Here is a 23,804-nt window from a genome sequence, read left to right as displayed (position 1 = left end):
TTCACCCCTGAATATTCTTATACCCCTGTTTTATTTTTTTATAACAACGAATTTCGACAGTTGGAAAATAAATGATAACCTAAAAATTGAAAAATTGCATTAAAAAAATGCGTTTTATAGATTGCGATTGACGCAAGTGCTTGTAAAATTCAGTTTGAAGACAGATTGTTTTAATTGTTGTATTTGTGTATAATAATCTGAAAACTAAAGGTGAGGGGTGAGTGGGGTGCAACATTTTAGACTCGCAGTGAATGACGACATTGATTTTGTTTACCCAACACTTAAGTATGCACCAGCGCTTTATAAAGTTATAAATCAAAATCGAGATCATCTCAAAACTTTTTTACCATGGGCAGAAACGATGACCTCTGTGGAAAAAGAAGCGGCATTTATGCAACAAACTTTAAGCTTAGTAGCAGAGGGGAAAGCGCTATTTTTCTTGATTTATAAACAAGATCAACTCATTGGGACAATTGATTTGCATGCTTGGAATGAAAAAACACGTAAGGCAGAAGTCGGTTACTGGCTTGCGAAAAGTGAAAATGGTCAAGGGATAACGACAGCTGCAGTACGCAAATTATGCGAAATTGCATTTACGGATTATCACCTCAATAAATTAGAATTGCGTGCGAATGTACGTAATATTGGTAGTAATCGTGTTGCAGAAAAAGTGGGATTTCGTTTCGTTGGTGTTAAACATGAAGATGACATCGATGAAGGGCAATATGTGAGTGTGAATCATTATGAATGTTTGAAACGCGATTTTAATCATGTGGGAGATGATACTTAATATATGTAAATATTACATCTTTTGTGAGACAATTCATAAAAAAACAATAAATTTCTAATATTTGTATCCCAAAATGATGCAAAACATGATACAGTAAGGGTAAGCAAAAGATATGACAGTAAACATATCATTTTGTGTTTTTCATTTTCAAAAAGTTCTCCAATAAAAGGGCCTCTTCACATTGATAGCGTAGCGACTATGAATGATTGAACAGGCCTGTTTAACGTGTGCGCTTATTTTGATGACATCGTTTTGACGCCGAAATATGTAACTTTTCGCCACACCCATTCGATGGGACCTTGTGTGAATTGACGTTGGTAGACATAACAAATCACAACTTGTACGAGGAAGAGGGCGAGCGCAAATAGATAAGTTTGATAAAGCGGTAATTGATTATAAAATCCAAGACCAAAACCTGCAAAAAAGAACATACAGACAAGCGTTTGAGATAGGTACACGGACAAACTCATTTTTCCAAGATAGCGGAACGGGTCGAGGAACTTTTGTGCTGTGTGATATTGCATCATATGGAAAAAGAGAAGCACGATACCGACAGATAATAACGGACCGCCCACTGTAAAACTGAACATCATATAGCCAGGGTTCGTGATAGCATATGCACCTAAGAATTTGATGAGCACCCCGATAATGATAAAAAGGCTGCCCCACTTTATCGCACGTGTCGGGTGTTCCTTGACCCAGGTGACGAAATGCCCTTTCATCGCTGCCATGCCTAACAATAAATAAGGGAAAATATCGAGCCAATCAAGCGTCAGTGTTGCTGCAATGTTGCTGAAATTATCTTGTGCATTATAAAGGAAGAAATCAATATAATGCACACTCGTTTGAGCTTGTAACACGTTGTTCAATTCTGCCTGAGACCCGCCACTGAACGGTAATTTCGCTTTTGTCATCCATCCCATGATAAGAAAGGGCAGACCCCAAATGACGACTTTGATTGCAAACAAAATGATCGCTGCATTTTTTAATCTTTTGACAGAGGATTTTGTGCACCACATCGCGCCAAAGCCCATCACCGCATATGTAAATAGAATATCTCCTGAATAAAAGAAAAACCCGTGGATTAACCCAAGTAACGCCAAAAAAATAAGCCGTCGTATCATCACGGGCTTAAATGCGATACCGCGTTGTTGTGTGCTGTGATATATGAGCATCAAACTGAATCCGAATAAGAATGAAAAAATCGGATAAAATGAACCAATAACAAGTAATGACACCACTCGAAACAAAAAGCCATTGACGCCTTGGAGTGCAACGTCTAAGCGGACATGCTCATAAGGAAAACTAAACACTAAAATATTCATGAGTAAAATACCAAACAAACTCATCCCACGCAACGCATCTAACTCAATGATACGTTGCTTTTTGGGGGTGGAAGCCATGATGCATAACCTCACTTTTCTTCTTTATTAAAAATTCGACAAAGCTTTGTATCATGTAGGTCAGTTGGATTGTATCACATGTGTGTCATGTCCGACAGTGAAACTATCTGCCCGTTTTAATAATGTTAGCATACAAAATTTGCGCCATATCGTCAGGAGATTCTTGACAACCTTGCATGAGCCAACTGTAAATAAGCGCAAGTTCACCGCCAATCGTATAGTTGATAAAATATTTGGATTGTTGCAATTGAGGCAGTTGATTTAATAACTTTTCATAAGCGTCACGCGTAAATTTTAAATATTGATGAATAGCTTTTAATTGCGGTTGTGTCACGATAATAGTCGTGAAAAAGGTTTGGTGGCGTTTCATATATTTAAACAGTAGACGAAATGTTTGGATGACACGCGCTTTTGCCTCTTCTAACGGGTAAGACTCAAACACTTTTGATGTATACAAAATAAGCTTTTCATACTTTGCCATATGATATGTCGTCAAAACATCAAACAATTGATATTTATCTTCAAATTGAGCGTAAAACGTTGAACGATGTACACCGCTCTCTGCACAAATCTGTTTAATGGTAATCTCATCAAAGGATTCCGTCTTTAATAATTCAATCATTGCCTTCACAATGCGTCGTCTTGCTTTTGATTTTGTTTTTCCCATATTATCACCATCATTATTATATTATAAATTTCAATCCGACACATTTGTCAAGATTGTCTGTATTTTTCAAAAGTGAATTATCTTATAATACAGAAGTTAAATTGATTGAGAAAAGGAGTAGTAAACATGAAGAAATTAATCATGATAAATATTGTTACGATTATCGTGTTAATTATCGGGGGGATTGTAGGATTTTATTTCTACAATCAATCCGTGAACTATATTAAAACAGATAACGCACAAGTGGACGGGGACCAAATTAAAATTGCCAGCCCAGTGTCAGGAAAAATGAGTAGCTTAGATGTTCGTGAAGGCGACACATTGAAAAAAGGGGATACTGTCGCGAAAGTACAAGGTGCAAGACAAGGTGAAGCGCCACAAACGATGACGATTACGATGCCTAAAGCTGGGACAATCGCAAAATTAGATGGTCAAGAAGACGGTATCGCGCAAGCAGGTCAACCGATTGCTTATGCTTATGACCTTGACGACTTATATATCACAGCAAACATTGACGAAACAGAAGTAAAAGACGTTCAAAATGGTCAAGATGTGGATGTGACGATTGACGGTCAAGACGCAAAAGTAAAAGGTAAAGTTGATCAAATCGGTCATGCAACTGCCTCAAGTTTTTCATTAATGCCATCATCGAATAGTGACGGTAACTATACAAAGGTGACACAAGTGGTGCCTGTTAAAATCAAATTAAACAGCCAACCTTCTAACGGTGTTGTTCCAGGCATGAATGCTGAAGTAAGTATTCACAAAAATTAAGAGAGGGGGTCATCACATGTTTATGATGATTTACACCATAGTTGCTCTTATTGTGATTATCATACTGAACTGGACAATCATTCGAGGAAGAAAGAGACGATCACTTTCTCAACAACATCGTGACGTCACACCAGACACCACGCAACCTGAACGTGATGCACATCCGACGACACATACTTTTCGTTTAGATGAAGATGATCAGTATTCAGCAGCAACTTCGACACGTCAAAATCAAAGTGACGAGGATGTCTCTAGTAGTTTATTTACTAAAGGTGAGCACACACACCAAAATGAGACAGTAAATCAAAATAAAACTGCACCTCGGCCGGTCAACGAACAAGTAGCAGATGCGACACAAAATTATGTTTTTAAAAAAGGGGCCACACGTGGAAAAATTTTAACTGCGATGATTTTTGGGATGTTCATTTCTATTTTGAACCAAACCTTGTTAAACACAGCACTACCTCGAATCAACACAGATTTTAATATTTCTGCTTCAACAGGACAATGGTTGATGACAGGCTTTATGTTAGTGAACGGGATTTTGATTCCAATTAGTGCATTCTTATTTAACAAATATTCATATCGTCGCTTATTCTTAACTGCGATGTTGATATTTACGATAGGCTCACTCGTCTGTGGTTTCGCTTGGAGCTTTTCGATTATGATGGTCGGGCGTGTGCTTCAAGCGATGGGTGCAGGGGTGCTCATGCCATTAGGGACGAATGTATTTATGACAATCTTCCCACCTGAAAAACGTGGTATGGCCATGGGAACAATGGGGATTGCGATGATTTTAGCACCAGCCATTGGACCTACACTGTCAGGTTATATTATTGAAAACTATGACTGGCATACGATGTTCTTCGGTATGTTTATTGTCGGTATTATTTCACTCGCGCTCGCATTTGTTTGGTTCGGCATTTATCAAAAAACGACGAATCCAAAAGCAGATATTCCGGGTATCATTTTTAGTACAATTGGTTTCGGGGCATTGTTATACGGCTTTAGTGAAGCAGGTAACGATGGCTGGACGTCAACAAAAATTGTCATTATGTTTATAATCGGAATCAGCTTTACGGTGGCGTTTGTCGTTCGCGAAATGACAATGAAAGCGCCAATGTTGAGTTTTGAAGTACTTAAATATTCAGGATTTACATTAACTGCAGTGATTAATATGATTCTCACAATGAGTCTTTTCGGTGGTATGATTTTACTACCACTTTATTTACAAAGTTTAAGAGGCTTCTCAGCGCTAGACTCTGGGTTATTACTGTTACCAGGTGCATTAATTATGGGTGTGATGGGACCTATAGCTGGTAAATTACTTGATACAATTGGGATTAAGCCGATTACGATTATCGGTTTAGCCATTACAACATATGGCACGTGGGAACTGACACAATTAACGATGGATACACCTTATCGTAGTATTTTAATGATTTATATTATCCGTTCGTTCGGTATGAGTTTTGTAATGATGCCGATTATGACAGCAGGAATGAACGCATTGCCGTCACGTTTAATCTCTCATGGTAATGCCTTAGTCAATACGATGAGACAATTAGCCGGCTCAATTGGTACGGCAATCTTAGTGACAGTGATGACGCAACAAACCGAATCACATTTGGCAACATTCCAACAAGATTTAGACCTTACAGATCCAACGATTCAAGATAGTTTGCAAGCCTTGGCCCAACAACTCGGTGGCCAAGAGCAAGCGATGGGGGCTATAATTAAATTCGTCAATCAGCTTGCTTCTGTTGATGGGGTCAACAGTGCTTTCTGGGTCGCGACGGCTTTAAGTGGTTTAGCACTCATTTTAAGTTTCTTCTTAAAGGGCAAATCACATTACATTTCAAACGAGTAGTCAATCAATATGTTTAAGAGATGGGTGTAAAAATTTTGATGTTATTGATGCAGTATTTTGTTAAACTTGCCCTCTCCGTACGATTTGTATTTTTGATTGCTTTCATGGCTTCTCTTTCCTAGGGGATGAAGGGAGGTTGTGACAAAAGCGCTTAGGATTTGAGCAGAACCGAGCGATGAGCAAAATTGCTTTCCAAATTTTGCCGAAATCGCGGGGATTCTGTCGAAAATCCTGCTTTTGGAACACCGTTTATTGATTCCCAGCGCACCCATTCATTGTAGATTTTGGGAGCAGTATAGAAATCTCATGTGTAACAAAGATTTCGTTGTACTGTACCCCGCAAGGCTGACTCGACTTCTCAAAAGCATGCGCCTTGAGAAGTCAGACAGCTACTGCTTTAAACGGTAGCCAATTTTAAAGTAAAGAAGTGACTGCTAGCAGTATGCACGCCTCCCCTCAGGAGTGTCAGCCTTCTGGGCAATCTTACACCTAATATAGCGAAACTGAGGGCAAGTTTTTGAAATCTGGCAAAACAATAGCATCTATTTTTATGACTTATTCACCTTCGATTTTTGACTATTATAAAATGTAAATGAATGATCATTTTATGCAGAGATAAATTGTTGAAAATTTATGTCTCATTCCTACTTGTATATGAAGTACGAGGGAGTGGGCGACAGAGGCATTGACGTCGGGTATATGAAACGAGGACTGGTGAGATTGAACTCAAATCTTGTCGGTCCTCTTTTTGTATGTCATAGCTAATAGCTGGCTGATGGCACAAACATAATCGAAAGGGACATGATTCAAAATGTTGGGTGAATGAGTAGCACCAATTATTAAGTCGTATTTTTTAAGCTTAAAAAAACCTACATAGACAAATGTCTATATAGATGTTAAACTATTTGAAGTTTAGGAGGTATATAGATGTCATATCAAGCACTTTCCAAAATATTAAAAATTTTAGCTGATCCGAGTCGGTTAGAAATACTCGATATTCTTTCTTGTGGGGAATTGTGTGCTTGCGATTTGTTGGCACACTTTGATTTTTCGCAACCTACGCTCAGTTATCATATGAAGGCTTTAGTCGATAACGAGTTGGTTTTTACAAGAAAAAGCGGTAATAAACGCCTGTATCGACTGAATCGCGCATTGTTAGAAGCGGTTAATGCAAACATCAACTTCATTCACACTGCTCACGAACGCTGTATATGTCACGATATCATATCGGGTGAATGTGGCGCATGACATTGTTAGCAATTGTTATTTTCCTGTTCACTTTAGTTTTTGTGATTTGGCAACCTAAAAATTTAGATATCGGTGTGACTGCATTAATCGGTGCATTTTTGGCGTTGGTTTCAGGTGTTGTTAGCTTTTCTGACGTAGTTGAAGTTACTGGAATTGTATGGAATGCGACGATGACATTTATCGCTATTATTTTGATTTCGCTCATATTAGATGAAATTGGATTTTTTGAATGGTCTGCAATACATATGGCCAAGGCAGCAAACGGTAATGGCTTGAAAATGTTTGTTTTTGTGATGTTATTGGGTGCAGTAGTGGCAGCATTTTTTGCGAATGATGGTGCGGCCCTTATATTGACACCGATTGTTTTAGCGATGGTCCGCCATTTAGGTTTTAATCAAAAGGCGGTTTTCCCGTTTGTGATTGCAAGTGGATTTATTGCTGATACGACATCGCTCCCGTTCATAGTAAGTAATTTAGTCAATATTGTTTCCGCGGATTACTTTGATATCGGCTTTATTCAATATTTGAGTCGTATGTTTATTCCTAATCTCTTCTCGTTAATGGCGAGCATTTTCATTTTATGGCTATATTTCAAAAAATCAATACCTCGAACATTCGACACTCAAAATTTAACATTACCCAAAGAGGCGATTAAAGACCACAAATTATTTAATGTGTCGTGGGCTGTTTTAGCATTACTACTCGTGGGTTATTTAGTGAGTGAATTTGTAAAAATCCCTGTATCTTTCATTGTGTCAAGTATTGCATTGATATTCATTTTGTTCGCACGCCAATCCAAAGTTATACGAATCAAACAGGTGATTAAAGGTGCACCATGGCATATCGTTCTTTTTTCTATTGGGATGTATTTGGTGGTTTTTGGTTTGAAAAATGCAGGGATTACAACGATTTTAGCGGATATATTGACGCATATTTCGAGTTATGGTTTATTCAGTAGCGTGATGGGTATGGGATTTATTGCAGCATTTCTGTCTTCTATGATGAACAATATGCCGACTGTTTTAATAGACGCTATTGCGATTGGCCAAGCTGATGTGGTAGGTGCAATTAAAGAAGGCATGATTTATGCGAATGTCATTGGTTCTGACTTAGGACCTAAAATGACGCCAATGGGTTCTTTAGCAACATTATTATGGTTACATGTATTAACTCAAAAAGGCGTCAAGATTTCATGGGGGACATACTTTAAAATCGGTATCATCACGACGATACCCGTATTATTTATTACACTTCTAGGTTTATACCTGACATTCATTCTATTTTAAGGAAGAGGGTTGAAGATGCATAAGAAAACCATTTATTTTATATGTACTGGAAACGCATGCCGCAGTCAAATGGCTGAGGGATGGGGCAAACACATATTAGGTGATGATTGGGATGTTTATTCTGCTGGGATTGAAACACATGGTGTGAATCCACAAGCAATCAAAGCAATGGAAGAGGTCGGTATCGATATCTCGTCTCATACTTCAGACTTGATTGATCCTCAAATCATCCAACAATCAGATTTAGTGGTCACGCTATGTAGTGATGCAGACCAAAATTGTCCGACGATACCATCACACGTTAAAAAAGAACATTGGGGCTTTGATGATCCAGCGGGAAAAGATTGGTCAGAATTTCAACGTGTGCGAGATGAAATTGGCGAGAAAATTAAGGTGTTTCATGCACATACAGAAAGCTAGAATCATGTTAACGTGATGCCTTTGAGGCCAATAGACAGGGCATAACATAACTATGAAGTGATATGAAGGCGCAATCAATAGATGACAAGAAAAGCAGGCGGGGGATGTTCCCGAACCTGCTTTTTCTATAGTTGAATAAAAGTATACGATGCGCTATGCATAGGGTTCCGGAAAGGTTCTACCGTTGTATTAAAACAGGCACCTCAACATGCTAGAATAATATTTGGTCAGCTCCATAGGGCTTTTTCGACAGTCTAATACGATACTACAAATTGCATAGTGTTTTCATGATATATGAATTAAAAATTAAACTTAGTATTTAACATTTTAATCAATTCTTCAGAAGCGCTAATTACATCAATAGTATCAACACCAATTTTTAATAAAGATGTATCATCATAAAAAATGATAAAAGGTTGAATCTGACTATTCTTGATATACATGCAGTAATTTAACACTTCTGTAATATCTATATCATATATACTAGAAATGATATATTTTTCATAATCGCAATGAATATTTTCATGCCAATTCTTTATATTAATATACCATCCAAGTCGAGTCACTTCTCTTTTACAATAAGGTGAGATAATTTTTGATAGGAATGAACTATTAATTTTTGACTTAAATGATAATCTCATTATTTCTGCAAGGTCTCTCTTTTGAATCGAGTTAATATCCCATCTTATTTTGTAATTATCTTCAACTTGAAAATAAGGACTTTCACTGTTTAAGTCGAATTGAATTACTAGATTTTTTAGTTTAATATCCATTATTAATCTCCAATTCTCTTCAAATTAGCATCATATGTGCCACTACGCGTTTTTTTATTGCCCAATTTCTTAATACTACTAGCTCCTTTCCAAGCTCCACCACTATGGTTATCGGCGTCGGGAGTTATATACATTGGGTTACCTCGTTTATTTCTTTTAAACACTTTTTTACCGTGGGAATAAGATTTTGTTGGCGAATAACCTAACTTTTTAGCAGCCTCAACAGCAACCTTTGGGCTTGTACGAATCATAGATGTTACAACATTTTTACCATACTTTTTTATAGCAAGTTTTATACTATGCTTAGCTAAATACCCAACTAAAACACCAACAACTGGCCAAACAGAAGCATTGACTTTATGTGTATCATATACAATCTTATCACCTGTGGTTTTGTCAATAAATTCAGCAGAGAAATCATTTTCGTTAACTAATCTAGTAAATTTGATATCAAAAGTTTTGTCAATATCGTTGCCGTATTTATCTTTCAAACTGGCATCGGCCGTAATAGCATCAGTGCCTTCATTATGTTCTAGTCTACTTTCAATTGTTAAATCTTTAGAATTGTAATTATTTTCAACTATATTAGAGTCGGATGTTGAGTACGAATTAACATGAACATGATTATCTTTTATTTGTATGTTTTCATTCTCTATATTCTTCTTAGTTAATACTTCTGCTGCATCAACGATACCTCCGTATATAAATGTTACAACAAATGCTAATATGCTAGCTAAAATTTTAAATTTCATGTTTAATTCTCCTTATACTTTAATGGGTATTTTTTAATTATATCTATAAAATTTTTAGCGGAATCAGTATTGGCAATTAAATAAGATGTAAAATAAGCAGCAGAAAAAGAAGATCCACTGTCTTTAACAATTTTATCTTCTCCATTTAAAGTATACACATCCGCACCAGGGGTTCTAAAATCAACATTTTTATTTGGAGAATAAAGGAAATTTTGTTTGTCCTTATCAATTGCTGCAATAGAATACACTTCTTTAAAACGAGCTGGAAAATCACTGTTGCTATTTAAATTATTCCCAGCTGCACTAACTAATATGATACCTTTGTCATTTGCCTCTTTAATGACTCTGTGTAAATCAGAAATGTAAAAATCAATGTGCTATTTTGTGTATTTGCTCTATTTTATTCAAAATGTTAATAAAAATAATAAAATACATTAAAGCAAGTTTTGCTAGCGCGCTTTTCTCTCATATATTATTATTACAAACTAATTAATTCTATTATTAATACGATAGAACTAATTAGTCGTAAAATCATGAGAATATGCAGTGCTGTGTCAGGTATCATAAGAAATAAGTGTAGATTCAATGTGTTTAATGTTTTTGATAAACATGCACATTTGAAACATAGGTATGGGAATAGAAAATTTTGGTGCATAGGTTTTTATGTAGATACGGTTGGAAGAAATAAAAAGGTAATAGAAGAATGTATTCGAAATCAACTACAAGAGGATATCGTAGTAGAACAGCTCACAATTATGGAATACATAGAACCATTTACAATTTACAGGGGATGATAATAAAAAGTTGAGGAAAAATAGAATACTTTTAAGGATCGCTGAGAAAGTAGTACAGTTGGCTGATTTTCTCAGAGCCCTTAAAAGTGATGGCCAGTAACAGATGCTTTTGGACTCAAATCAAAACCACCCGTTCACACGGGTGGTTTTGATTTAATCCAATTTTGCATTCATTTTCGCGTTACGATCGAGCATGCGTTCATAATAATGTTCATACCGTTCCCATTCGTGTGGGGTCATTGGATCCATATTTAAACTGCCACCTAAATCCTTAATCGCATAGAGTAGTTTAAACATGACATCTTGCACGGTGATTGGACGGCCAAGTAATTCTTCTAATGACGCCATACTAGATGGATGAATGTCTGGATAAGTAAACTTCGTCTTTTCACCTTTCAATGCGCGTTCATAAAAGGCACGCATCAGTTCTGCACGCTCACTTCCTGAACCTTCGACGCACAAGTAAATTTGAACGGCGATGCCACCACGAACACGGCGTTGTGAAATACCGGCAAATTTTTGATTGTTGATACTTAAATCAAACTTGCCTGGGCAATACGAATGCGTAATTTCATGTGTCGCTATCTCCGTAAAATCATCTTCAAACATTTGACTCATCAACAAATACATGACTGTAAATGCCTCATCAATAGTCACTTCAGTCTTCCCTTTGAACATTAAGGAAATATTTAAAATGCCTTGATCTAAGACGACACCGAGACCGCCTGAGTTACGCACAATCGCATTATAGCCACGTTCATCTGTTAAATATTGAATACCATCTTTCAAATAAGGCAAACGTGAATCGTGAATGCCTAAAATAATCGTATGTTGATGTACCCATGTCCGCACAACACTAGGAGATAAGTCCGCGCCGACACTTTCTGAAAAGGTGTCGTCAAAAGCGAAAGACTGCATGGGCTCTAAACCAGAAGAATGGTCCACATAGCGCCATGTGTGACCATTAAAATATTTATGTGCTAAATCCATTATTGTAAACTTTGAGCTGCTGTAATAATAGATAAGTTGTAAACGTCTTCTGTAGAGCTACCGCGTGATAAGTCATTCACAGGTGAGTTTAAACCTTGTAGGACAGGACCAATGGCATCATAACCGCCTAAACGTTGCGCAATTTTGTAACCAATGTTACCTGCTTCAAGACTTGGGAAAATAAATACGTTTGCGTCGCCTTGGATTTTTGCATCAGGTGCTTTTTTCTTAGCCACTTCTGGTACGATTGCAGCATCAAATTGGAATTCACCATCAATAATGACGTCTGATAAGTTTTCAGCGTCGATTTTTTCTTGTGCCAATTTTACAGCTTCAGCGACTTTTTCAGTGTCGTCTGATTTTGCAGAACCTTTTGTTGAGAAGCTTAACATCGCTACACGTGGGTCCATGCCGAAGCTTTGTGCAGTTTTCGCGCTTTCAACCGCAATTTCAGCTAAGTCTGATGCGGCTAATTCAGGGTTAATCGCACAGTCACCGAAAATAAATTGTTGATCTTCTTTAATCATGAAGAAAATACCTGATGTCTTAGAAACACCTGGTTTTGTTTTGATAATTTGAAGCGCTGGACGAACAGTGTCTGCTGTTGAGTGGGCTGCACCGCTCACTAAACCGTCAGCATGACCTGCATAAACAAGCATTGTACCGAAGTAGTTCACATCATTTAATAACGATTGTGCTTGTTCTTCAGTCGCTTTCCCTTTACGACGTTCTACAAATTGTTCAACGAGTGTTGCTTTTAGGTCGCTCGTATCAGGTTGGATGATATTTAAACCTTCAATATTTAAAGATTTTTCTGCAGCAAGTGCTTTAATTTTGTCAACATTCCCTAATACGATCGGCGCAACATAGTCAGAAGCTTGTAAATCAACAGCGGCTGTTAATACACGCTCATCTTCTCCTTCTGGTAATACGATACGCACATTTTTACCTGAAAGTTTGTCTTTAAGTACATCTAATAAACTAGACATAATGGTCCTCCTCTGCTTTCCTTCATCGATTTTCCACCTATTATTATACGGCATTTATAGTGAGATTTCCATGACACTAATTTGTAATCATTTAAATCGTTGTGTCTGAATCATTTATGATAAAATTTAGTTTGTATAGATAATATTAATTCAAAGGAGTGTTCTGAATGAGTCATGCAGCGGAGACTTTAGATGGTTGGTATAGTTTACATTTATTTTATGCGATAGATTGGGCATCTTGGCGTTTAGTGCCACAAGAAGATAGAGCAGACATGATTGCTGAGTTTCATCGTTTAATGGATCGGTTGAAACAGGCGCAATCAGAGGGACAAGGTGACCAAGTGTTATATAACGTAACAGGTCAAAAAGCAGACTTACTGTTATGGGTGTTACGTCCAGAAATGAAAGATTTAACTGAAATTGAAAACGAAATGAATAAGTTAGCTATTTCAGACCATTTCATTCCGACGTATTCATACGTATCTGTTGTAGAATTAAGTAACTATCTTGCAGGGGATTCCAATGAAGATCCATACGAAAACCCACATGTGAAAGCAAGATTGTACCCAGAACTACCAGAAAAAGAATACATCTGTTTCTATCCGATGAATAAACGTCGTAATGAGACATATAACTGGTACATGTTATCTATGGAAGAACGTAAAAAATTAATGTACGATCACGGGATGATTGGTCGTAAATATGCAGGTAAAATTAAGCAGTTCATTACTGGTTCAGTAGGTTTCGATGATTTTGAATGGGGCGTGACGCTATTTGCAGATGACGTGCTCCAATTCAAAAAAATCGTTTATGAAATGCGCTTTGATGAAACGACTGCACGTTACGGTGAATTTGGCAGCTTCTTCGTTGGTCACCGTTTAGATACAGCACGTTTTGATGCGTTAATGACAATTGAACATTAATGAAGGGAGGCAGTGTACGTCGATATAAGGGCGACACTGTCTTTTTTGATATGGAAGAAAAATCGATCATTTTCGCTGGATTAAATGGTCTTGTGAATTAATCGTTGCCTGGAATTTCCATTAGACTTAAGTATTATCAAAGCAATCATGGCGTTTGATTGTTTAATCCTTTCTATTACTATATTTTTTAAAAATTTCTATCACATTTTAGTAGTTTGGATTTAAATATGTTTGTATTGCTTTTAAAACTTTACTTTTTAGATTGTCTTGTAATGCATCTTTATAGTGATGTTGGCGAGCGTTTAAGTCTAAAGCACGTATTTGAATCGTATCTATCACGCCAGATACCAGTCCTTTTTTGGTTTTAAGTTCTATATCGGTTGGATAACGCAACTCACGATTTATGATAGGTACAACCCATACAAATTCAGTGCCGTCAATCATCATTTGGTTATTGATCACTAAACAAGGTCTTATGTTTTGTTTTTCACGACCGCGAGTTGGATTTAAATCAATGTAAATGATGTCAAATTGTTTAATACTCATATTTCACGACCCACACTTTCGCCGAACTCTACTTCTGATTCTTGATACTTACTACCATTTTGGAAGAAGTTTTTGATACTATATAGATACTTCTTTTTTAGTAATGAACAGCCCGCCATTTATTTTTTGTACTTCAACTGTATCGCCAATCTCAAAATCAACGGATTGAATCGTTTTTTTACTTTAACTCATAGCTTGACTATTTCCGTTTTTAAAATGCGTTCGGTCGATTTACTTACATCGTTAAATGTTTGAGTCATTTTTATCATCTCCATAAACATATTACAATAAAAGTACTTACTTATGTAAATACAAAAAGTGAAAGGTTTGAGGAAATGATTATGCTATAAGCGATACATCTATTTTGATAGGGGTGAGTGGCGTTATCATCTATCATAGCAATCTCAACGCAAATCGGTTATAATTTTTAAACTAAGTGGCAGAGTATAGGCCTTTCCAATTTGGATGCAGATAGAAATACATAAAAGTAGGTGACGGAGATGACGCGATACATACCCACAGATCGAGAGGTTACGAATCTGGTGACATTGGCAGGGCGTATTTTATTAGAATGTGGTGCTGAGGCGACGCGTGTGGAAGATACGATGACGCGAATTGCACAAAGTTACGGATATGAAGAGACACAAGGTTATGCGCTCAATATTTTTATTAATTTTTCATTATCCCCGGACCACGAAACACGTATGGTAAGGATTAAAAAGAACGACACGAATTTAAGGAATATTTATTTAGTGAATCACGTTTCGCGTCAAATTGCACGGCAGGCGATTGATTTTAAAGAAGCTTATGCAATGTTGAAACAATTAGAACATAAGCAGCAACGGTATGCATTGGGGCACAAAATGTTGTTTGCGGGACTGATCTCGATGGGCTTTTTATATTTACAAGGTGCCACATGGGTTGACCTACTTCCTGCAGTGCTTGCCGGCGCAATGGGCTATTTCGTGACAGAATGGATGAAAAGTAAAGAACTCACATTATTTATTCCCGACTTTTTAGGCGCCATTGTGATTGGGTTAATTGCGATACCGTTAAATCATTGGTTGGGTAGTCCTAATATCGGTGCCACCATTACTGCAGCGGTGATGCCGATTGTGCCGGGCGTCTTAATTACGACAGCCATTCAAGATTTATTCGGACGTCACATGCTGATGTTTACCGCCAAATTTTTAGAAGCGATTGTCACATCATTTGCGATTGGTGCAGGTGTAACGACAGCGTTTCTCATCTTGTAGGAGGTGGCAACCATGACGATAGTATTTATTTTCATATGTAGCTTTTTAACCTCTTTTTGTTTTGCATTTGTATATGATGCGCCGAAACGGTTGTTTTTACCGGCTGGTTTATGCGGCGGTTTCGGCTATTTAACATTTCATATCGCTTTTGAAATATTCAGCATCGATAGCATATACGCGAGTCTGTATGGTAGTTTCGTTCTCGGCATCATTTCGCATGTCATGGCGCGTCAATATAAATCGCCCGTGATTCTATTCATGGTGCCCGGTATTATTCCGCTAGTGCCAGGAAGTATATTTTTTAAAGCGACCCAACAATTATTGACATTGAACTTTAATGAAGCGAGTGACATCTTCGTTCGTGCTACATTGATTGCTGGCGCGATTGCGGTCGGATTGTTAATTTCGGATCAAGTGGCGAAGTCATTTATTCGTAAACCGATTGCGATATTGAAGTTGCCTGCTAAAAAATAGTGTAAAGATTTCAGGTTAGTGGCTGTATATCACTAGAAAAACGCCAGTATAGATGGAGGGAATGAAACTTCAACCTATACTGGCGTTAGTAATGTGTTAACTTTTGGGCTTCTCGATTAAAAATAAAGAAATAAATACAGTTAAAAGGGCAACGACCAAAGAAAACACTACGGTCTCAAAAAAATAATCAAATGTGGGCCTAAAATAGCGCGCTGTGCAATAGACTAAAAAATAGACTACCCCTATTTTAAGTGCATAAATGAGTTTCTCCATCCCATCACCTTCTTTATCACGCTGTCCAGTGGCACTGAGTACACATGAACTTGTGTGTTTTTTTCAATCAAACTTTGCTATCGTTGTTCTCTTTATCACAATACCCTATTTTTTAAATGATGGTCCATTTTTGAGTGAATATTTTCTGTATTGGATTGAATCATATTTAAATGGGGTGTTCAATAGAAATATGCCATCAAAGAAAGCGCTTAACTTACTCTAGATACACAATCGTCAAATATGCTATACTATTTAAAAAATTAATACAATTTGGGGTGTTCTATTGAAAACAAAGGGGGATGCATCATGAACAATCCAAACGAATCAAGATTGTTAACTTTTTTTACGGACAAAAAGAAGGATCCATCGTACACATTGGCTCAATCAATCGGACTCGTCCTCGGACCATTATTGTTTGCATTGATTTTACTTTTTGTTCGACCAGATGATTTAGCTTTCAAAGGGGTTTACGTCCTTGCGATTACAGCTTGGATTGCGATTTGGTGGATTACAGAAGCCATTCCAATTCCAGCGACAAGTTTATTGCCACTCGTGCTATTGCCGTTAGGACATGTCATGAACAGTGCAACCGTGTCCGCGCAATACGGGAATGATATCATTTATCTCTTCTTAGGTGGTTTTATACTAGCCATTGCGATGGAACGTTGGGACTTACATACACGTATTGCCCTCACGATTATTAGCAGTATTGGTACAAGTACAGGGCGCATTTTACTCGGTTTCATGGTCGCAACGGGTGGTTTATCGATGTTTGTATCGAACACAGCTGCGGTAATGATTATGATTCCGATTGGTTTGGCGATTATTAAAGAAGCCAATGCATTGAAAACAGAAGCGGATAGTGATGAAAGTATTCAAAAGTTTGAACGCTCACTTGTGCTCGGTATCGGTTATGCCGGCACTATTGGGGGCTTGGGTACGCTTATTGGAACGCCGCCTTTAATCATTTTAAAAGGGCAATACGCGACAAACTTTGGTGGCGAACTGAGCTTTGCGAAATGGATGATTGTCGGTGTACCAACAGTCATTTTACTGTTATTTTTAGCATGGCTGTACTTCAAATTTATCGCGTTCCGTCACGATATGAAGACATTGCCAGGCGGTCAAAAGGTCATCAAAGACAAATTGGACGCGTTAGGTAAAATCAAATATGAAGAAAAAGTCGTATTTCTCGTCTTTTTATTAGCGAGTTTTTTATGGATTTCACGTGAATTTTTATTATCTAAATGGGCTTTCACAGAACTCGTGGCAGATGGTACGATTGCGATGTTCGTGTCCATTTTACTATTTTTAATTCCAGCGAAACACCAACATCAACGCATTTTAGATTGGTCTGTCGCTAAAGAATTACCGTGGGGCGTACTCATTCTATTTGGTGGCGGTTTAGCCTTAGCTAAAGGGATTCAACAAAGTGGACTCGCGGCTTGGCTCGGTGAACAGTTGACATTGTTAAAAGGGGTCAGCCCGCTTATTATCGTCGTTGTCATTACCGTGTTCATCTTGTTCTTAACGGAAATCACATCTAATACAGCGACAGCTACGATGATTTTACCAATATTAGCGACACTTTCTGTAGCGATTGACGTGCACCCATTACTGTTAATGGCGCCTGCAGCGATGGCCGCTAACTGTGCATACATGTTGCCCGTAGGGACACCACCGAACGCAATTGTCTTTGGTACAGGTAAAATTCAAATTAAAGAAATGGCAGTCAAAGGTTTTATCATGAACTTAATTAGTATTGTCGTGATTATCGTCGTCGTGTACTTTATCATGCCGCTCGTGTTAGGTATTGATATTACTCATAGCATTCCAGTGAAAAAATAATACAAATGCATATTTCCATAGGCGTTGAACCATTGTCTGAGTTCATTGACAGATGACAGTGTTCAATGCCTATTTTTTACTGGTTGACAATTATACAGTCGAACTATACAATCAAACTATACAGTTGAACTATATAATGTGTGGTGAAATAAATGAAAAAAAGACCTCAACTTGTCCCGTTATCCGAAACAATGCATTACATTTTATTAGCATTACGACAACCCTTGCATGGCTATAGTGTGATGACTTATGTCCAAGAGTTAAGTTTAGGACATGTACAAATCGCTGCAGGCACATTGTACGGGGCATTAGAAAATTTAAGTAAACATGGCTATATTCAAATGATTAGCGATCCGAAAGAACGACGCAAAGTGTACCAAATCACAGCACGAGGCGAAGAAATTTTGAAACTTGAAACAGAACGCTTGCAACATTTAGTGTCACTTTATCAACAAGGAGGGTCTTTAGATGAAAGTACGTTATAAAAAGTGGAAATGTTTTTTTGATCCCCTCAAAGAAGAACGATGGCTTAATGATCAACTTCAACAAGGCTATCGTTTAACCAGAGTGTCATTTTTTGGCAATTATTATTTCGAAAAGACCAATGAATCGCATATCGTACGCTTAGATTATCAAGAAATTTATAGCCGCCAAAAAATGAATGATTATCTTGCTTTATACGAATCATTTGGTTGGGAGCACGTACATGGGTACCGCGGCGGTTGTACGAAACAATATTGGATGAAGGCAGGGGACGAGACAGAAGTGTTGTTTTCTGATCGAGAGTCTTTAAGCAATTATTACAAACGCTGGCTGAAATTTTTGGATGCTTTGCTTTTAGTATATTTCGCATTATTCGTGACGAACTTGACGCAAAATCATTACAGTAGAGACATTTTTTTAACGCCGGGTTTGTGGGACATGGAAGGTGCACAGTTTTGGCGTGCATACTTGTTTGAGTTCCCATTTGCGGTAATGCGCTTTTTAGGATACTACCTTTATTTCATTTTATTGATACCGCTATTTGTCGTGTATCATCAATTCAAAAAGAAATTGAAAGAGCTTATTGTATAAGGAAAACATTCATCTTTTCTATGTGTAAAATAGTAGGGCACATTGTTTTAATTTACAGTTGACCCCATAACGAAGAGGCTGATTGTGATGCATCAGCCTCTTTTTTGCCATGAGTATTAAGGGACAAGTGAAACGGTGAAGTCCTAATTTGCGTTTTTGTTAACCCAATCTGCAATTTCTTGGTTGAAAGGAAGGACGTTCCCTTCGTAGTCTTGTGTTCTTGTGATGATAATTCCTACAAATCGACCATCTTTTAAGAAAGCACCCGATCCTGATTGGCCTTCATGAGTGGGTAATGTTGTACGAAGGATAGGCTCGGTGTTTTGATAAAAACTTATTTCACCATCACTGCGATATTGCTTATAACCGCTAAATTTATACGGGTAACCATAAGAGTATGTTTCAAGGCCGACGAAACTGTCAAGCGTGTCATCTGTGAAACCTGTAACAGCTGTCTTGAATGGTTTAATATAGTAATGATAGTCTTTACTTTGGTCTTTCTCAGTCCCTTTCAATATGGCGATATCATATTTCGAGTTTGGAATGTAAGTGCTAATATTCATATAACCAAAAGGTGTTTTTAATCCTGACTCGCCTGGATAAATCGTCCCATTGTATGTTGTAGGATGATTCCCGCCACAATGTTTAGCGGTTAATGCAACAGTTGATGAAATCAGTATGGCAGTACAATGCGAGTGATCTGCAGACTCGTATTTGGCGGTATATTTACTGTGAGGATCTGCGACTGTATCAGGGACGATGACTTGTGTTCCTTTTTTGGCAAAAGCAGCGTCAACAGGGGAAAGGATAAAGCAAGCTAAGGACAATAAAAGTAGCAATTGTAATTTTTTCATTTTGTCACTCCTCTAATTGTTTTTATGGAATAATTATTCAGGAAGATATGAAATTATAAGGACAAAGTTGTAACGAAGTATAACAAGTTGAATTGTGTTGCACAGCACTCACCACTTTCGATATTGAAGTCATCACACCCGTCCAAGGGCGCTATTCATAGATGAGACGCTGAGACTTGAAGCTTAACGTTGAGAAATCATCCATCTACGATACAGGCCCGTTACTGTTTGTGTTAACCCAGTCTGCAACTTCTTGAGTGAAAGGAAGAAAGTTTCCTTCATAGTCTTGTGTTCTTGTAATGAGAAGTCCAACAAATTGACCATCTTTTTTGAAAACGCCGGATCCAGATTGTCCTTCAAAAGTAGGTAGTGATGTCAGAAAAAGTTTGTTATTTTTTTCGTAAAAATTCATTTTGCCATCGCTACGGTATTGTTTGTATCCGCCATACTTGGATGGATAACCATAGGAATAAACATCTTGGCCAATGAAGGAACTTAGTGTTTCATCTGAGAATGCTGTCACTGGCGTTTTGAACGGTTTAATATAGTATTTATAAGCATTAGTTTTGTCTTGTTCAGTCCCTTTTAATATTGCAATGTCATAGTCTGGGTTAGGAATATAGGTACTGATATTCATATAGCCAAAAGGTGTGCTCAACCCTGATTCACCTGGATAAATCGTCCCGTTATATGTCGTGGGGTGATCTCCGCCGCAATGTTTAGCAGTTAATACGACACTGGAAGAAATGAGAATGGCGGTACATTGTTTATGCGTGCCAGATTCGTATCTTGCAGTATATTTACTGTGAGGATCAGCAACTGTATCTGGTACAAGGACTTGTGTTCCTTTAGCATAAGTAGCATCAATAGGGAAGAAGAAAAAGCATACTAGTGACATTAATAGTATCGAGCATGATTTTTTCATGTTATCACTCCTTTAATATTTGATTATTTAATATATTAAAAGAATCACCTTAAAATTTTATGAAATAACAATCCTGTGGAGCTATAAAATGAAAAGCGTGCGATGGTGAATGACGCAATTTTTTTACATTTAAGTTATAACAAAAGTAAGAGGATAGGGTGATGTACCAGTCTCTTTGGCATGAATGATAAAGAATAGGAAGATTACACGATTACAGCAACCTTAATTTGCGTTTTTGTTAACCCATTCTGCAATTTCTTGAGTAAAAGGGAGTACATTTGCTTCGCCATCACTCCTTCTTCCAATGATAATGCCGACAAATTGTCCATCTTTCTTGAAAACGCCCGACCCCGATTGTCCTCCAAGAGCAGGCATATCCGTAACAAGAAGAGGAGGTTTAACATAAAATTTAATAATGCCATCACTTCGATATTGCCTAAAAACACCATCTCTGTAAGGGTAGCCATAAGAATATACTTCTTGACCAACAAAACCTCTTAATGCGTCATCAGAATAACCAGTAACTTGTGTAGTGAATGGTCTAATATAGTATTGATAGGCTTTACTTTGATCTCTTGAAATTCCTTTGATTACTGCAATATCTTGCGTTGGATGTGGAATGTAGTTCCTAATATTCATATAACCAAAAGGCATAAGTGGTCCTGATGCGCCTGGATATATCGTGCCAGCGGGTGATAAGCGTTGAGTTCCTCCACAATGTTTAGCAGTCACTGCGGCAGTTGAAGAAATGAGAATGGCTGTACAAACACGACGAGTACCAGACTCGTATTTGGCGGTATATTTACTGTGAGGATCTGCAACTGTATCAGAGACGACTTCTTGTGTACCTTTTTTGGCAAAAGCAGTATCGACAGGTAAAAGGACAAAGCAAGCTAAGGACAATAAAAGTAGCAATTGTAATTTTTTCATGTTGTGACTCCTTTAATGATATCTTTTGATGAAATAATAATTCAGTGAAGTTATGAAATAATAAGGACAAAGTTACAGCTGTGTGTAAATATGTTAAATAGCAATGTACGGTGCGTATTACATGTTGTATTAAAGTCGTGACATCATTCAATAGTTGAAAATTAACTGTGAGCCTCTTTGATGTGAAAATAAAGACAGTGAACTTGTCTACAGTAAAGCTTAATTTGCGTTTTTGTTAACCCATTCTGCAATTCCTTTTGTAAAAGGGAGGATATTTCCTTCGTAGTTTTGTGTTCTAGTGATAAGAATTCCGGTTAATTCACCATTTTTTAAAAACACACCTGATCCCGATTGTCCCTCATGAGTAGGCAAAGTCGTACGAAGAAGAGCGGGATTTTTTTGATGAAAAGTAACTTGACCGTCGCTACGGTATTGCTTATAACCGCTGAATTTGTAAGGATACCCATAAGAGTATGCCTCTCGGTTTACGAAACCATCGAATTCGGCATCTGTGAAACCGCTAACTTTTGTACTGAAATTTTTAATATAGTATTGGTAAGCTCGACTTTGGTCTTGTTTAGTCCCTTTCAATATTGCGATGTCATAGTCTGGGTTAGGAATATAGGTACTGATATTCATATAGCCGAATGGCGTACTTAACCCAGACTCTCCTGGATAAATTGTCCCATTAAAAGATTTGCGATTATTTCCACCACAATGTTTAGCAGTTAATGCGACAGTTGACGAAATGAGTATAGCAGTACAATGTTGATGTGTACCAGATTCATATTTTGCAGTATATCTACTGTGGGGGTCTTTGACTGTATCTGAGACAACGACTTGTGTTCCTTTCTGGGCAAAAGCAGTATTGACAGGCAAAAAGATAAAGCATACGAGAGACAGTAATGTTATTAATCGTAATTTCTTCATATTATCACTCCTTTAATTAGATATGATTGAATATATAAATAATCTTATGAAGTTATGAAATAAAAAGAGTGGTGTTAGGATGAATAACCCGAACTTTTTATTGTAGTTAAGTCATAACAAAAATAAGAGGTTGGAAATCATGCACGAGCTTTTATTTTTTAGTATGCGTAATCAAAGAGATAGAGAAATTGATGAAGAAGCAAGTTCTTAATTCGCGTTTGCGTTAATCCAATCTGCAATTTCTTGAGTAAAAGGGAGTACAATCCCTTTGCGGTCAGTAGTACTTTCAATAACTATTCCAATAAATTCACCATTTTTTGTGAAAACCCCAGACCCAGATTGACCTACAACAGTTGGTAAATCTGTTTGAATAGATTTAAAGCGCTCAACATATCTCGTAATTGAACCGTCACTCCGGTATTGATAAAAATCGCTTCCTTTGTAAGGATAGCCATAAGAGTATATTTCTTTACCGCTGAATTTCTGAAATTGATCATCTGTATAACCTGTCACTGACGTTTTGAATTTTCTAATGTAATATTTGTAGAACTTATCCTGATCTCTTTCGGTTCCTTTTAGTAGTGCTATATCATACTTTTTAAATAGATCTTGATTCGGATGTGGAATGTATTCACTAATATTCATATAGCCAAAAGGCGTTTTTGTTCCCGAAGCGCCAGGATATATTGTACCGACATATTTTTGTCGTTCAGTCCCTGCACAATGTCTCGCGGTTAATGCCGCTGTGGATGAAATTAAAATCGCTGTACAAACGTGTCCATCCTTCATTTTGAATTTTGCAGCATATTTACTATGAGAGTCTTTAACCGTATCTGGAACCATGTCTTGGTGGGGCTTAGAAACTGCATCTGAGTTCATTCCAGTTTCTTTGCCATAAACAGCATCTACAGGCGTAATAAGGTAGGCTAAAGGCAATGAGAGAAGTAACTGTAACTTTTTCATTTTATACACCTATTTTATATTATATTAAAGATATTAACACGAATAAAATATT

General features: G+C 37.3%; 25 protein-coding genes and 2 pseudogenes. 13 read left to right on the top strand and 14 right to left on the bottom strand.

Translation table 11 applies throughout. From position 1 onward, the window contains the following. Positions 1–226 precede the first annotated feature (226 nt). Positions 227–790, top strand: coding sequence for a GNAT family N-acetyltransferase (locus tag BJK46_RS05555; RefSeq protein ID WP_070407641.1), 564 nt, complete (start codon positions 227–229; stop codon positions 788–790). Positions 791–1,023: 233 nt separating this feature from the next. On the opposite strand, the gene BJK46_RS05550 is transcribed toward BJK46_RS05555, so the two are convergent. Both BJK46_RS05550 and BJK46_RS05545 read right to left on the bottom strand, forming a co-directional pair. Further along, entirely contained in the window at positions 1,024–2,193 is a 1,170-nt protein-coding gene (locus BJK46_RS05550; protein WP_101431451.1) for a DUF418 domain-containing protein, read from the bottom strand. A gap of 103 nt (positions 2,194–2,296) precedes the next feature. Next, positions 2,297–2,860: a TetR/AcrR family transcriptional regulator gene (locus BJK46_RS05545; protein ID WP_014614699.1), complete on the bottom strand. Its 564-nt coding sequence runs from the start codon at positions 2,858–2,860 to the stop codon at positions 2,297–2,299. 126 nt (positions 2,861–2,986) lie between these two features. On the opposite strand from BJK46_RS05545, the gene BJK46_RS05540 reads away from it, so the two are divergent. From BJK46_RS05540 to arsC, 5 genes are all read left to right on the top strand, one after another. Continuing rightward, on the top strand, positions 2,987–3,634 hold the full coding sequence (locus tag BJK46_RS05540) for an HlyD family efflux transporter periplasmic adaptor subunit (RefSeq protein WP_014614698.1): 648 nt from the start codon (positions 2,987–2,989) through the stop codon (positions 3,632–3,634). Between the two features lie 16 nt (positions 3,635–3,650). Continuing rightward, complete coding sequence (locus BJK46_RS05535) at positions 3,651–5,504, top strand: DHA2 family efflux MFS transporter permease subunit (protein WP_014614697.1); 1,854 nt, start codon at positions 3,651–3,653, stop codon at positions 5,502–5,504. A 927-nt stretch (positions 5,505–6,431) separates the two neighbouring features. Continuing rightward, the gene (locus BJK46_RS05530; RefSeq protein WP_014614696.1) at positions 6,432–6,752 is read left to right on the top strand and encodes an ArsR/SmtB family transcription factor; all 321 of its coding nucleotides are present in this window, start codon (positions 6,432–6,434) and stop codon (positions 6,750–6,752) included. Then, positions 6,749–8,038: an arsenite efflux transporter membrane subunit ArsB gene (gene arsB, locus BJK46_RS05525; protein ID WP_014614695.1), complete on the top strand. Its 1,290-nt coding sequence runs from the start codon at positions 6,749–6,751 to the stop codon at positions 8,036–8,038. Before BJK46_RS05530 ends, arsB begins: the two co-directional genes overlap by 4 nt. 15 nt (positions 8,039–8,053) lie before the next feature. Then, positions 8,054–8,458, top strand: coding sequence for an arsenate reductase (thioredoxin) (gene arsC, locus BJK46_RS05520; RefSeq protein ID WP_014614694.1), 405 nt, complete (start codon positions 8,054–8,056; stop codon positions 8,456–8,458). A gap of 299 nt (positions 8,459–8,757) precedes the next feature. Here the strand turns inward: arsC and BJK46_RS05515 are convergent, their stop codons facing one another. Genes BJK46_RS05515 through BJK46_RS05505 form a run of 3 tightly spaced genes read right to left on the bottom strand, consistent with a single transcriptional unit; the run spans position 8,758 to position 10,324 of the window. Further along, positions 8,758–9,231 (bottom strand): hypothetical protein, encoded by a 474-nt coding sequence (locus tag BJK46_RS05515; protein WP_014614693.1) that lies wholly within the window; start codon positions 9,229–9,231, stop codon positions 8,758–8,760. 2 nt (positions 9,232–9,233) lie between these two features. Next, positions 9,234–9,983, bottom strand: a complete 750-nt coding sequence (locus BJK46_RS05510; protein ID WP_014614692.1) for an SAR2788 family putative toxin — start codon at positions 9,981–9,983, stop codon at positions 9,234–9,236. A 2-nt stretch (positions 9,984–9,985) separates the two neighbouring features. Further along, positions 9,986–10,324, bottom strand: coding sequence for a S8 family serine peptidase (locus tag BJK46_RS05505; protein WP_257976450.1), 339 nt, complete (start codon positions 10,322–10,324; stop codon positions 9,986–9,988). Positions 10,325–10,579: 255 nt separating this feature from the next. Here BJK46_RS05505 and BJK46_RS12420 point away from each other — a divergent pair. Beyond that, positions 10,580–10,777: pseudogene (locus BJK46_RS12420) on the top strand (IS200/IS605 family transposase); the annotation flags it as partial. A gap of 153 nt (positions 10,778–10,930) precedes the next feature. Here the strand turns inward: BJK46_RS12420 and BJK46_RS05495 are convergent. Both BJK46_RS05495 and pta read right to left on the bottom strand, forming a co-directional pair. Next, positions 10,931–11,767, bottom strand: a complete 837-nt coding sequence (locus BJK46_RS05495) for a lipoate--protein ligase family protein (RefSeq protein WP_014614689.1) — start codon at positions 11,765–11,767, stop codon at positions 10,931–10,933. Further along, on the bottom strand, positions 11,767–12,756 hold the full coding sequence (gene pta, locus BJK46_RS05490) for a phosphate acetyltransferase (RefSeq protein ID WP_014614688.1): 990 nt from the start codon (positions 12,754–12,756) through the stop codon (positions 11,767–11,769). The genes BJK46_RS05495 and pta overlap by 1 nt, the downstream gene beginning before the upstream one ends. A 167-nt stretch (positions 12,757–12,923) precedes the next feature. Between pta and hemQ the strand changes: the two genes are divergently transcribed. Next, the gene (gene hemQ / locus BJK46_RS05485; protein ID WP_014614687.1) at positions 12,924–13,679 is read left to right on the top strand and encodes a hydrogen peroxide-dependent heme synthase; all 756 of its coding nucleotides are present in this window, start codon (positions 12,924–12,926) and stop codon (positions 13,677–13,679) included. 207 nt (positions 13,680–13,886) lie between these two features. On the opposite strand, the gene BJK46_RS05480 is transcribed toward hemQ, so the two are convergent. Both BJK46_RS05480 and BJK46_RS12640 read right to left on the bottom strand, forming a co-directional pair. Continuing rightward, positions 13,887–14,225, bottom strand: coding sequence for a type II toxin-antitoxin system PemK/MazF family toxin (locus BJK46_RS05480; RefSeq protein ID WP_014614686.1), 339 nt, complete (start codon positions 14,223–14,225; stop codon positions 13,887–13,889). Continuing rightward, positions 14,222–14,485, bottom strand: a pseudogene (locus tag BJK46_RS12640) (AbrB/MazE/SpoVT family DNA-binding domain-containing protein). Before BJK46_RS12640 ends, BJK46_RS05480 begins: the two are co-directional and overlap by 4 nt. Before the next feature lie 240 nt (positions 14,486–14,725). On the opposite strand from BJK46_RS12640, the gene BJK46_RS05470 reads away from it, so the two are divergent. The 5 genes from BJK46_RS05470 (at position 14,726) to BJK46_RS05450 (ending at position 19,150) form a co-directional block, all read left to right on the top strand. After that, complete coding sequence (locus tag BJK46_RS05470) at positions 14,726–15,481, top strand: threonine/serine exporter family protein (protein WP_014614684.1); 756 nt, start codon at positions 14,726–14,728, stop codon at positions 15,479–15,481. 12 nt (positions 15,482–15,493) lie between these two features. Continuing rightward, a complete protein-coding gene (locus tag BJK46_RS05465) occupies positions 15,494–15,955 on the top strand; it encodes a threonine/serine exporter family protein (RefSeq protein WP_014614683.1) in 462 nt (153 codons plus the stop codon). A gap of 579 nt (positions 15,956–16,534) precedes the next feature. Further along, a complete protein-coding gene (locus BJK46_RS05460; protein WP_014614682.1) occupies positions 16,535–18,076 on the top strand; it encodes an SLC13 family permease in 1,542 nt (513 codons plus the stop codon). A 152-nt stretch (positions 18,077–18,228) separates the two neighbouring features. Then, on the top strand, positions 18,229–18,561 hold the full coding sequence (locus BJK46_RS05455) for a PadR family transcriptional regulator (protein ID WP_014614681.1): 333 nt from the start codon (positions 18,229–18,231) through the stop codon (positions 18,559–18,561). Beyond that, the gene (locus BJK46_RS05450; protein WP_014614680.1) at positions 18,545–19,150 is read left to right on the top strand and encodes a DUF2812 domain-containing protein; all 606 of its coding nucleotides are present in this window, start codon (positions 18,545–18,547) and stop codon (positions 19,148–19,150) included. The genes BJK46_RS05455 and BJK46_RS05450 overlap by 17 nt, the downstream gene beginning before the upstream one ends. A gap of 143 nt (positions 19,151–19,293) precedes the next feature. On the opposite strand, the gene BJK46_RS05445 is transcribed toward BJK46_RS05450, so the two are convergent. The 5 genes from BJK46_RS05445 to BJK46_RS05425 form a co-directional block, all read right to left on the bottom strand. Next, complete coding sequence (locus BJK46_RS05445) at positions 19,294–20,004, bottom strand: trypsin-like serine peptidase (protein ID WP_014614679.1); 711 nt, start codon at positions 20,002–20,004, stop codon at positions 19,294–19,296. Between the two features lie 205 nt (positions 20,005–20,209). Beyond that, the gene (locus BJK46_RS05440; protein WP_070407803.1) at positions 20,210–20,929 is read right to left on the bottom strand and encodes a trypsin-like serine peptidase; all 720 of its coding nucleotides are present in this window, start codon (positions 20,927–20,929) and stop codon (positions 20,210–20,212) included. A gap of 222 nt (positions 20,930–21,151) precedes the next feature. Then, positions 21,152–21,859 (bottom strand): trypsin-like serine peptidase, encoded by a 708-nt coding sequence (locus BJK46_RS05435; RefSeq protein ID WP_037543866.1) that lies wholly within the window; start codon positions 21,857–21,859, stop codon positions 21,152–21,154. 219 nt (positions 21,860–22,078) lie between these two features. Continuing rightward, positions 22,079–22,789: a trypsin-like serine peptidase gene (locus tag BJK46_RS05430; RefSeq protein WP_014614677.1), complete on the bottom strand. Its 711-nt coding sequence runs from the start codon at positions 22,787–22,789 to the stop codon at positions 22,079–22,081. A 207-nt stretch (positions 22,790–22,996) separates the two neighbouring features. Then, positions 22,997–23,752, bottom strand: a complete 756-nt coding sequence (locus BJK46_RS05425) for a trypsin-like serine peptidase (RefSeq protein WP_103263699.1) — start codon at positions 23,750–23,752, stop codon at positions 22,997–22,999. Positions 23,753–23,804: the final 52 nt, after the last annotated feature.

Source organism: Staphylococcus pseudintermedius (genome assembly GCF_001792775.2).
In the GTDB taxonomy this organism is placed as follows: domain Bacteria; phylum Bacillota; class Bacilli; order Staphylococcales; family Staphylococcaceae; genus Staphylococcus; species Staphylococcus pseudintermedius.
The sequence above is the reverse complement of the archived record's forward strand: the minus strand, read 5'-3'. Positions and strand labels throughout refer to the sequence as shown.